Genomic DNA, 10,471 nt, shown 5'->3' on the forward strand with positions numbered 1-10,471 from the left:
ACACAATATCACAAATGAGACTCAGCAACCGCAACAAAGCTTCGGTTTACAATTTTGTACATACATTACTGATAATGATGGTCATATTTGGAATTGCAGCCTTTTTGTTGAATGAGTACAGGTTTCATGCGGTAGGAAAAGAAAGTTATATTCTTCTTATTGTTCCAATCATACTGATGGTGATTTTTCACCTGAACGGCAGACAAATATTTGAATATGACAGTGATGGAGAAGCCCTGAACTTTAAGAACAGAAATATCATTCCTTTTTTGGATAAACCTCTTCATGATGAATTTCCAAAATATAAACTGATAAATTACGAGATCGTCAGTGTCTTTTTTGTCAAAAGACTATACATTACCATCTCAAGTAAGAACAGTGGTTCTACCATCCTCAAATATGAAATATCTTATTTGAGCGGAAAAGAAGTAAACGATTTAAAACTCTCTCTGAATAAAGTAGTAAAAACTAATAAAGAGAAAAACGATTAAAAACAGATGACGACAGAAGAAAACTCGCACGAAGGTGAGAGCTTGAAAAAAGTCTCAGGACTTTATAAAGACTGGTTTCTGGACTATGCTTCCTATGTAATTCTGGATAGAGCGATTCCTTCCGTCTATGATGGGCTTAAGCCTGTTCAGAGACGAATCATGCACTCTATGCGGGAACTGGAGGACGGCCGGTATAATAAAGTAGCCAATATTGTAGGAAATACCATGAAATACCACCCTCATGGGGATGCTTCCATTACGGATGCCATGGTACAGATCGGCCAGAAAGAACTCCTAATAGATACCCAGGGAAACTGGGGAAATATCTATACCGGAGACTCAGCGGCAGCGGCAAGATATATTGAGGCAAGGCTGACACCTTTCGCACTGGAAGTGGTCTTTAATCCTAAAACTACGGAATGGGCAAAATCCTATGACGGCAGAAATAATGAGCCTATTGATCTTCCTGTAAAATTCCCGCTGCTGCTTGCACAGGGAGTTGAAGGAATTGGTGTCGGGCTTTCTACAAAAATTCTTCCGCATAATTTCAATGAATTGATCAATGCATCGGTTGCCCATTTAAAAGGAAAGAAATTTGAACTGTTTCCTGATTTTATGACGGCTGGCTACCTTGATGTGTCCGAATACAATGACGGGCACAGAGGCGGAAAGGTAAGAGCCAGAGCCAGAATTACACAGACCGATAAGCATACACTGGTAATTTCCGAACTTCCTTTCTCAAAAAATACAGGCGATCTGATTGATTCTATTCTAAAGGCGAATGAAAAAGGAAAGATCAAGATCAAAAAGATTGAAGACAATACTTCTGATACCGTAGAAATCCTTGTTCATCTTCACAACGATGTATCACCGGACAAAACTATAGATGCGCTCTATGCATTTACAGACTGCCAGGTAACGATCTCTCCGAATGCATGCGTGATCGTAGGCGATAAACCAATGTTCATGAATGTTTCCGATATCCTGAAAATGAATACGGAACATACAGTTTCATTGCTTAAGAAGGAACTTGAAATTGAACTTCACGAGCTTCAGGAAAACTGGCATTTTTCTTCACTGGAAAGGATCTTTATCGAGAACAGGATCTATCATGATATTGAAGAGGTAAAGACCTGGGAAGATGTCATTGAAACCATTGACAAAGGATTGAAGCCTCATACCAAACACCTTTTAAGAGCGGTAACAGAAGAGGATATTTTAAAACTGACTGAGATCAGGATCAAAAGGATTTCAAGATTCGATTTAGATAAATTTAAAGAAAATATAGCTGCTCTTGAGGGTAAAATAGAACAGGTAAAACATCACCTTGCCAACCTGATTGCTTATGCTATCGAGTATTATTTAAATATCCAGAAAAAATACGGAAAAGACAAGCAGAGAAAAACAGAGCTTAGAATCTTTGATACTATTGATGCCACAAAAGTAGCAGTGGCCAATGAAAAATTCTATGCCAATTTTGAAGAAGGATTTATCGGTACCTCACTGAAAAAAGACCAGTATCTGTTTGACTGCTCGGATATTGATGATATCATCATATTCAGGAAAGACGGAACCATGAAGGTCGTAAAGGTGGATGCCAAAACATTCGTCGGAAAAGATATCCTGCATGTTGCCATATGGAAGAAGAATGATAAAAGAACAGTTTACAACATGATCTACCGCGAGGGAAGAGACGGTCCATACTATATGAAACGTTTTTCTGTAACCGCGGTAACAAGAAATACGGATTATCCGTTGGCTTCTGATAAAAAAGGTTCGGAAACACTGTATTTTTCGGCCAATCCTAACGGGGAAGCGGAAACAGTAACCGTTCTTTTAAAACCGAATCCGAGGATCAGAAAAAATAAAATGGAGATAGATTTCTCTGAACTTGCCATCAAAGGAAGAGATTCCAAAGGAAATCTGGTAACCAAATATTCCGTGAAAAAGGTCGATATGAAAGAGGAAGGCGTTTCTACGCTGGCTCCCAGAAAAATCTGGTTTGATGATACGGTAAGAAGGCTGAATGCTGATGCAAGAGGAACTCTTTTGGGAAGTTTTAAAGGAGACGACAAAATTCTGACGATCAATACCAATGGCGAAGTGAAGTTAGTTTCTTTCGACTTGGGGAACCGTTTCGATGATGAATATCTGGTGCTGGAAAAATGGAAGCCGCAACAGCCGGTAACCTGCATTTACTACGACGGAGAGAAGGAAATGTATTTTATCAAGAGATTCCTGCTGGAAAATACAGCCAATATACAGACCTTTATGCCTTCTGAACACCCGAAATCGTTTATTGAAAATGTGATCGTAGCAGACGGTGCCTCAGCAGAGATTATTTTTGCTAAAGATAAAGGCAAAGACCGTGACCCGGAAACCATACAGATCGACGAGTTCATTGCCGTAAAAGGAATAAAGGCAATTGGAAACCAGTTCACAAAATTTAAAGTAAAAACAATCAATATCAGCATTCCTGAACCTGTGGAAGAAGAACCGGAAGTTTACGAAGAACCGGAAACAGGTGATGGTATTGTAGATGATGACCGGACTGTCATCGGGGATCTGTTTGAAAACGGTGAACCAGAAAATTAAGAATTAAAATTATGAATATTCTCATCTTATTTATTATAATTACAGCCATTATCAGTTTTGTTGCCTTCAACAATCCAGGTATCACTGAGAAATATAAGTTTAGTGTAGGAGCTATTCTGGGTAGAAAAGAATACATCCGTCTGCTTTCATCAGGGTTTCTGCATGCTGATATCATGCACCTGGTGTTTAATATGATGACGCTGTATTTCTTTGGTCCCATTGTCATTCAGACTTTCGGAAATCTCGGTTTTACGATTGTATATCTGGGTTCCATATTGCTTGGGAATTTTCTCTCGCTTTACATTTACCAGAAACAGCCGTGGTATTCCGCAGTAGGAGCAAGTGGAGGGGTTTCAGGAATATTATTTGCGTCCATAGCCATGATCCCTGATATGGGAATTTATATTTTCTTTATTCCGATTCCGGTTAAGGGATATATTTTCGGACTGCTGTACTTCGGATATTCTGTATATATGATGATGAATCCGAGGCAGCATGATAATATCGGCCACGCTGCACACCTTGGAGGAGCCTTTTTCGGATTGGTTTATGCAGTGGCTATAGCTCCGGATGCCGCCATACATAATGCGCTGTACCTGGGCATCATGTCAATTCCGCTGATCTATCTGGGCTACGAAATTTTCGTCAGGAAAAGAATAGGATAAAAAGATTTATCTTTAATCAAAATATCAAGACCAATGAACACATCAGAATTAAACCGCTTCATCGTTGTATTAATCTATGGTTCACTGGTCTTGCTTTCTTTACTGAAACTCTCCAATCCGCTGCGGGTGAACAGAAAGGCCAACTTCTGGTTTGGAATCTTTCTTTTTTTATGGTCAAGTTTCTGGCTGGATGAGGTCCTTACCCTGGTGAACGAGGCTCCGGTAGAGGTTCATTCCATCATTTCTGTGCAGATAATCCAGTTTCTGACACCAATCATATTTTATTTCAGTGTGTTATTTTACACCAATCCTTCATTTAAATTTAAGATTTCAGACCTGAAATATCTGATCCTTCCTTTTGTTTTTTGGATCAATATCCTGTTACAGCGTTTGGGTGGATTTGAGGATAATACTGTTTTTAATTTTATTTTTATCGGGTTAATCCTTTTCCAGGCCTTATTTTATACAGGTCTTTCATACTTTACCATACGGAAGCACAAAAAAAGGATCCAGCAGTTTTCTGCAAATACAGAAGGAATCAACCTGAACTGGCTGGAATATATTACTGTCATTATTTTCATTATCAATATCGTTTACGTAGTTTATAACTTATCCTATGACTCCACTGCGCTGAATTTTTTTATCAACGGAGCTTTTCTGCTGGTTATTTATTTTGTTGGATATTATTCTTTAAAGCAGAAAGAGATTTATCCCTTGGAAGAAAAGCAGCGCGAAGAACTAATCTCTATTGATGAAGATCCAGCAACGGAAGAAGTTAAGAAAAAGCTGATCTCCGATGAAGAACTGATGAAGATCAAAAGCCAGCTGGCAGAAATTATGGAGAAGCAAAAGCCTTATCTTGACAGCGAACTCAATCTGATCCGTCTTTCTGAACTCTTGTCTATTTCTACCCATCATCTGTCATATGTGATCAATACCGGATTTAAAAAGAATTTTTTCCAGTATGTGAATGAATACAGAATAGAATATGCTAAAAAACTTCTTAAAGATTCTCACAGCAAACTGTCAATTTTAGGAATCGCCTACGAATCCGGATTCAATTCCAAAACTTCTTTCAATACTACCTTTAAAAAACTGACCGACCAGACGCCTTCCGAGTATAAAAATGGTTCGGGTTTATAAATTTTAACGTTCGAATTTAATTAATGCATTATATTTCAATATGTTATATCGATTTGTTTTTAATTTAAAAATAGGTTCACTCAGATAACCCTGAACATTTAAAGATCCTTTTCAGGATAGCTTTGTATCATAAAATTGTTTTATGGATACCAAAGAATCATATGCTGTAGTAACAGGAGCAAGTCAGGGTTTGGGAAAAGCATTTGCAGAAAATCTGGCCAGTAAGAATATCAATGTTGTTCTGGTAAGCCTTCCGGGCCAGCATTTAAAAGAACTGACTCAACGACTCGAAGAAACCTATCGGATCAAAGCCCATTATTATGAAGTAGACCTTTCTGTGAATGAAAATGTTATGAAACTTACCGAATGGCTGAACCGGTCTTTCGATATTCATATCCTGATCAATAATGCAGGGCTTGGAGGCACGAAGAAATTTGTAGATGCTTCGCCATCTTATATCAATACTATTTTACAGGTAAATGTAGCCGCCACTTCACTCATCACTCATCAGCTGCTGCCCAATCTGCTAAGACAGCCCAAAGCCTATATTCTGAATGTATCCAGCATGGCTGCTTTTTCACCCATTGGTTTCAAAACAGTGTATCCGGCTTCCAAAACTTTTATCCATTCTTTTTCCAGAGGGCTCCATGAAGAACTGAAAGATACTAATGTTTTTGTAAGCGTTGTGAATCCGGGTGCGATGAAAACCAATGTTGATGTCTGCAAAAGAATTGAAAAGCAGGGTATTTTAGGAAAGCTTACCCTCCTGGATCCGAATAAGGTAGCAGCTTACTGCATCAGGCAACTTTTCAAAAAAGATTCCGTTATTATGGTGAATCCCATTAGCTGGCTGGTTATGAAAATCCTGCCGATATGGATCAAACTGCCTCTGATGACCAGCGCCATAAAAAAAGAAATTGAAGTATGAAAAAAGTTTTTGTGACCGGAGCCACAGGGCTTTTGGGTACCAATACCATTATTAAATTATTACAATATGATTATTCTGTTACTGCTCTGGTGCGCAAGAAAAGCAGCTGGATGGGCGAAGAAAATGAAAATCTCAGACTCATAGAGGGAGACCTGTTTTCGGATATTTCAGAGCATCTGCAGGATGTGGGTACTGTTATTCATATTGCGGCGGAAACCAGTCGGGACCTGTTGCGTTATGAAGATTATAAAAAGACGAATTATGATGCTGTAGTTCATCTGTTTGTTCAAACTGTATCAGTGGGAGTAGAAAAATTCCTGTTCGTAAGTACGGCCAATACTTTAGGCTATGGAAATTCTGCTCCCTGGGGAAATGAAGAAGCTCCTCAGCTGTATCCTTTTACCCGTTCCTATTATGCCAAAAGCAAACTGGAAACGGAGAATTACCTTTTGCAGCAGAGAAAGGAAACAAAAGTAGTTATTGTAAACCCTACCTTCATGATCGGGGCCTACGACCGTAAGCCAAGTTCGGGGAAAATTATCTTTTGGACCTGGAATAAGAAGCTTGTTTTCTTTCCAAAAGGCGGAAAAAACTTCGTGCATGCCGAAGACGTGGCCGAAGGAATTATAAAAGCCGTTGAAAAAGGGAAAAACGGCGAAAAATATCTGCTGGCCAACGAAAATCTCACCTACAAAGAGTTTTTCACAAAGGTGAATGCCATAACAGAACAGGCTCCCGTTATGATTCCCATTCCAAACTCAGGGCTGATCGTACTCGGAATAATAGGAAACATACTGAGAAAACTGAAGATAAAGACCAGCCTGAGTTCTCCTAATATGAAAGCTTTAAGAATCTATAATTATTACTCCAACCGGAAATCCTCAGAGGAATTGGGGATCCGGTATCAACCTGTTGATAAGGCGGTTGAAGATGCGATCTGCTTTTTTGAAAACAAGAACAATAAAATTTAAAATGAGCAGAAGGTATAAAAGCCTGTTTGTCTATAAGAGTTTTATGTTCTGAAATCATTTATCTGTCGCCAAGTCTTTCCAAAGCGTCTTCCAGCGTTTCAGAGAAGTTGATGTGTTTTGTTTTATTGCTTTCGAAAATGAAATCCCTGATGCTTTTGCTTTGATACTTTTCAAAATCCCCTACGATGGCCAGGCCCATTCGGTAATTAGAGAACTTCTGCAGGATATCTCCGGCTATTTTGGTTTTCAGATCAAAGAATTCAGGGGTGAGGTTCTTCTCGTAAATAATCACTTTATCGAAGCCCTGATAATAAATATCTCCAAGAAGATCCAGTCCGTCCTGAGCAGACCGGATAATGATGTCAGCGGAAACAATTTCGGCTATTTTAATTTCATTGACAGAGTGTGCGATAATTTCCATGATTCAATTTTATTTTTTTCCAGCAATAAAGCGGTCATTTCCAGATAAATCTTTGATCAGTTGGGCTTCAGAAAAATATCCGGTATACAATTCAAGGGTTTCAGGACCAAGTTTCTGATTGATTTCCAAAAATAAAAAACCATTGCCTTTAAGATGTTGTTGAGCATCTTCCGCAATTTTCCTGTAGAAGATCAAAGCATCCTGAACAGGGGAGAAGAGTGCCATTTTGGGCTCAAATTCCTTGACAGAATCAGAGATGTCGTTTTCCTCTTCAATCCCAATATAAGGAGGATTGGAAATAATAATGTCATAGCTTTCCGTTAATTCAAAGTTGAGATAATCCGCATGAATAAAATTGATTTCCAGTTGATGGTGATTTGCGTTTCGCTTGGCCATTTCCAAAGCTTTTTCAGAAAAATCAATGGATGAAATTTCCGCCCCTGGAAAATGTTTTTTTAAAACCAATGGAATTATACCGCTTCCTGTTCCGATATCTAGAATTTTTAAACCCTGAACATTTAATTCTGAACTTTGAATGGCATGAATTGCCATCTCAAGCAGCTCCTCCGTTTCAGGACGCGGAATAAGGACATGTTCATCCACGTAAAACACCATTCCGTAAAATTCTGTTTCCCCAAGGATTTGTTGGTATGGTCTTCCCGTTTTTAAATCTGAAACAGCCTGGATAAGCTGCTTTTCATCATTAATGAGAAGTTCCTGATCCGTTAGTCTTCTCTGATGAAACGAATCAAAGCCTGTAATTTTCTGTATAAAAACACTGCATAAAAAAGCACTTTCCGAATCATTATAAAGTTCAGAAAGCTCGGCTTTAAAATATTTTTTGAATGCTGATATTGTCATTATCTCGTGAAAACCAGTTTAGTATCTGTAGATTTTTCCTCATCGATCAAGTAGCCTTCATAGTTGAATGCTTTTACGTCATTCAGGCTCTTGGCGTTGGTCTCCGCACAGAATCTTACCATAAGGCCTCTTGCATGTTTGGTATAGACAACGATGGTTTTCAGTTTTCCGTCTTTTAATTCATAGAAATCAAAATCAATAACTTTATGGTTTAATTTTTTCCTGTCAATCACTTTCCCGTATTCATTGCTGGCCAGATGGAGAAGAATTTCACCCTTTTTCATCTCGGAATTTAGCTGTTCAGTAACCTTTTCTCTCCAGAATTCATATAAGTTTTTGTATTGATCGAATTCAAAATGACGTCCCATTTCCAGCCTGTAAAGCATTACTTTATCAGAAGGTTTCAGCAGACCATACAATCCGGAAAGCATCCTGTGATTTTTCTGTAAATAATCAACAGCATTTTTATCCAGAGTTTTTGCATCCAGTCCTCTGTAAACCTCCCCTGTAAAAGCAAATAGGGCAGGAGCAGATTCTTTTGCCGTTGGCTTAGCTTTCCATTTCTGGTTTCTTTCCCAGTTCTCGTCGGCCAGCTTAGGTGATATTTCCATTAATTCTGAAAGATATTTAGGAGATTTGTGCTTCAAATAAGACTGGATGAATGCAGCTTCTTCGATGAATTTTGGCGTGGTTGATCTTAATAAGTCAGTTGAATTCTCAACGTTCATCAGTTTCGCTGGAGAAGTTATAATTTTCATAATGTTTAGAGTGCAGATAAATGTTTAGTATCAATTAAATTCATGATCATCACAGACACAAAGTCGTACATAAAGTGACAGATGATTAAAATTTTAATGTTCGAATATTGTTTATAAAACATAGCAAAAACGGTTCCGATAAAGAAAGGTACGACTACCTGTCCAATTGTTCCATAAGTGCTGTGCAGAATTCCAAATAATAGGGCGGAAATGAAAATACCACAATATTGATTATTGTATATTCTTTCAATTCTTGGCTGAATGTATCCTCTCATAAGAAGTTCTTCTACCACTCCGGCAGTAAGGCATATAAAGATCATCAGCAGATAATTATTTTTAAAAGCAGAAGAAATCTGAACCATTTTACTGCTCATGCCTTCCTGAGTCAAAAGCTGGATAATTATACCAATAATGAAAGTTCCTATAAGACAGGTAAAATATAAACGGATTACTGACCTTGTATAGAATGACACAGTATACTTCTTTTCTTTCTGTAACAGGAAAGGATTTTTTTCTACAAAAAAATTATAAAGAAAAACAAAAAAAAGAACCATCCAAAGAACAATCCTTGTATAAAAAAAATTAACGGATGTAATTCCTTTTGTACCTGTAATTAAGTAAATAAGCGGCAATGCATAAAGCATTACTGCGGCAAGAAGCACAAAGGTAAAAAGAATTCCCAGTGCATATTTACCATACAAACTCATAATCCAAATGATCAGTTGACTTCTTCTGATTAAATAATTCCTTTTCCCTGACGGATAATCTCGGGTTCTCCTGAGGTAAGATCCACAATAGTGGAGGCTACATTATCACCATATCCGGAATCGATCACAATATCCACCAGATGATCATACTTTTCAGCGATCAGTTCCGGATCTGTAGAATATTCTATGATTTCGTCGTCATCTTTTATAGAGGTTGACGCAATCGGATGGCCTAATTTTTCAACAATAAGCTGCGGAATCGGATGATCGGGAACACGGATACCAATGGTTTTATGATTTTTATAGGCCAAAGGAAGGCTCTTGTTGGCATCCAGGATAAAGGTGAACGGTCCGGGAAGATGGCTTTTCAGAAATCTGAAGACTGAAGTGTCAATAGGTCTTGTAAAATCTGAAAGATGGCTCAGATCATTACAGATAATGGAGAACTTAGACTTTTCCAGCTTGACTTTCTTAAGCTGGGCCAGCTTTTCCATGGCTTTTATGTCAAAAATATTACATCCCAGGGCATAGATCGTGTCAGACGGATAGATAATCAGTCCGCCGTTTTGCAAGGTTTTAATAACCTCATTCACAAGATTTTCCTGAGGGTTTTCAGGGTAAATTTTCAATATTTTTGCCATAAAACAAAGATACAAATAATAAAATAGTTTTCATAAAAGTCCTTTATTTAAAAGAAAAATTAGGATTTTCAAAAAATAGCCGTATCTTTGCACTCACAATATCGCGGGATGGAGCAGTAGGTAGCTCGTCGGGCTCATAACCCGAAGGTCATCGGTTCGAGTCCGGTTCCCGCTACTAAGTTAAGTGCTTTCGGTAAGCACTCTAAAGATACACCGCGGGATGGAGCAGTAGGTAGCTCGTCGGGCTCATAACCCGAAGGTCATCGGTTCGAGTCCGGTTCCCGCTACTA

At 38.3% G+C, this 10,471-nt stretch carries 11 protein-coding genes and 2 tRNA genes; 8 read left to right on the forward strand and 5 right to left on the reverse strand.

The features are described 5' to 3' along the window. The first annotated feature begins 74 nt into the window (after positions 1-74). From ACMGDK_RS00985 to ACMGDK_RS01010, 6 genes are all read left to right on the forward strand, one after another. Positions 75-491: a hypothetical protein gene (locus ACMGDK_RS00985; protein ID WP_436806204.1), complete on the forward strand. Its 417-nt coding sequence runs from the start codon at positions 75-77 to the stop codon at positions 489-491. Positions 492-497: 6 nt separating this feature from the next. Further along, the gene (locus ACMGDK_RS00990; RefSeq protein WP_436806205.1) at positions 498-3,086 is read left to right on the forward strand and encodes a DNA gyrase/topoisomerase IV subunit A; all 2,589 of its coding nucleotides are present in this window, start codon (positions 498-500) and stop codon (positions 3,084-3,086) included. 11 nt (positions 3,087-3,097) lie between these two features. Then, positions 3,098-3,751: a rhomboid family intramembrane serine protease gene (locus ACMGDK_RS00995; RefSeq protein ID WP_436806206.1), complete on the forward strand. Its 654-nt coding sequence runs from the start codon at positions 3,098-3,100 to the stop codon at positions 3,749-3,751. 33 nt (positions 3,752-3,784) lie between these two features. Further along, positions 3,785-4,894: a helix-turn-helix domain-containing protein gene (locus ACMGDK_RS01000; RefSeq protein ID WP_436806207.1), complete on the forward strand. Its 1,110-nt coding sequence runs from the start codon at positions 3,785-3,787 to the stop codon at positions 4,892-4,894. A gap of 142 nt (positions 4,895-5,036) precedes the next feature. Beyond that, positions 5,037-5,822 carry an SDR family NAD(P)-dependent oxidoreductase gene (locus ACMGDK_RS01005; protein ID WP_436806208.1) on the forward strand — a complete coding sequence of 262 codons (786 nt, stop codon included), beginning with the start codon at positions 5,037-5,039 and terminating at the stop codon, positions 5,820-5,822. Next, positions 5,819-6,793 (forward strand): NAD-dependent epimerase/dehydratase family protein, encoded by a 975-nt coding sequence (locus ACMGDK_RS01010; protein ID WP_436806209.1) that lies wholly within the window; start codon positions 5,819-5,821, stop codon positions 6,791-6,793. Before ACMGDK_RS01005 ends, ACMGDK_RS01010 begins: the two co-directional genes overlap by 4 nt. A 58-nt stretch (positions 6,794-6,851) precedes the next feature. Here ACMGDK_RS01010 and ACMGDK_RS01015 read toward each other — a convergent pair whose 3' ends face one another. From ACMGDK_RS01015 to ACMGDK_RS01035, 5 genes are read right to left on the reverse strand one after another with little or no spacing between them, the layout of a single operon-like run. Beyond that, positions 6,852-7,214, reverse strand: a complete 363-nt coding sequence (locus ACMGDK_RS01015) for a DUF4180 domain-containing protein (protein WP_436806210.1) — start codon at positions 7,212-7,214, stop codon at positions 6,852-6,854. 9 nt (positions 7,215-7,223) lie between these two features. Beyond that, positions 7,224-8,075 carry a peptide chain release factor N(5)-glutamine methyltransferase gene (gene prmC, locus ACMGDK_RS01020; protein ID WP_436806211.1) on the reverse strand — a complete coding sequence of 284 codons (852 nt, stop codon included), beginning with the start codon at positions 8,073-8,075 and terminating at the stop codon, positions 7,224-7,226. Continuing rightward, the gene (gene yaaA, locus ACMGDK_RS01025) at positions 8,075-8,833 is read right to left on the reverse strand and encodes a peroxide stress protein YaaA (protein ID WP_436806212.1); all 759 of its coding nucleotides are present in this window, start codon (positions 8,831-8,833) and stop codon (positions 8,075-8,077) included. The genes prmC and yaaA overlap by 1 nt, the downstream gene beginning before the upstream one ends. Before the next feature lie 5 nt (positions 8,834-8,838). Then, the gene (locus ACMGDK_RS01030; RefSeq protein WP_436806213.1) at positions 8,839-9,540 is read right to left on the reverse strand and encodes a CPBP family intramembrane glutamic endopeptidase; all 702 of its coding nucleotides are present in this window, start codon (positions 9,538-9,540) and stop codon (positions 8,839-8,841) included. A 29-nt stretch (positions 9,541-9,569) separates the two neighbouring features. Further along, positions 9,570-10,181: an L-threonylcarbamoyladenylate synthase gene (locus ACMGDK_RS01035; RefSeq protein ID WP_436806214.1), complete on the reverse strand. Its 612-nt coding sequence runs from the start codon at positions 10,179-10,181 to the stop codon at positions 9,570-9,572. 102 nt (positions 10,182-10,283) lie between these two features. On the opposite strand from ACMGDK_RS01035, the gene ACMGDK_RS01040 reads away from it, so the two are divergent. After that, positions 10,284-10,356: transfer RNA gene (locus ACMGDK_RS01040), tRNA-Met, on the forward strand. Between the two features lie 39 nt (positions 10,357-10,395). Then, positions 10,396-10,468: transfer RNA gene (locus ACMGDK_RS01045), tRNA-Met, on the forward strand. Positions 10,469-10,471 lie beyond the last annotated feature (3 nt).

Source organism: Chryseobacterium hilariae (assembly GCF_051400735.1).
Taxonomy (GTDB): domain Bacteria; phylum Bacteroidota; class Bacteroidia; order Flavobacteriales; family Weeksellaceae; genus Chryseobacterium.

Coding starts and splice junctions, on each gene's coding strand:
- ACMGDK_RS00985 (WP_436806204.1), top strand. CDS start 75: ATGATGGTCATATTTGGAATTGCAGCCTTTTTGTTGAATGAGTACAGG.
- ACMGDK_RS00990 (WP_436806205.1), top strand. CDS start 498: ATGACGACAGAAGAAAACTCGCACGAAGGTGAGAGCTTGAAAAAAGTC.
- ACMGDK_RS00995 (WP_436806206.1), top strand. CDS start 3,098: ATGAATATTCTCATCTTATTTATTATAATTACAGCCATTATCAGTTTT.
- ACMGDK_RS01000 (WP_436806207.1), top strand. CDS start 3,785: ATGAACACATCAGAATTAAACCGCTTCATCGTTGTATTAATCTATGGT.
- ACMGDK_RS01005 (WP_436806208.1), top strand. CDS start 5,037: ATGGATACCAAAGAATCATATGCTGTAGTAACAGGAGCAAGTCAGGGT.
- ACMGDK_RS01010 (WP_436806209.1), top strand. CDS start 5,819: ATGAAAAAAGTTTTTGTGACCGGAGCCACAGGGCTTTTGGGTACCAAT.
- ACMGDK_RS01015 (WP_436806210.1), bottom strand. CDS start 7,214: ATGGAAATTATCGCACACTCTGTCAATGAAATTAAAATAGCCGAAATT.
- prmC (WP_436806211.1), bottom strand. CDS start 8,075: ATGACAATATCAGCATTCAAAAAATATTTTAAAGCCGAGCTTTCTGAA.
- yaaA (WP_436806212.1), bottom strand. CDS start 8,833: ATGAAAATTATAACTTCTCCAGCGAAACTGATGAACGTTGAGAATTCA.
- ACMGDK_RS01030 (WP_436806213.1), bottom strand. CDS start 9,540: ATGAGTTTGTATGGTAAATATGCACTGGGAATTCTTTTTACCTTTGTG.
- ACMGDK_RS01035 (WP_436806214.1), bottom strand. CDS start 10,181: ATGGCAAAAATATTGAAAATTTACCCTGAAAACCCTCAGGAAAATCTT.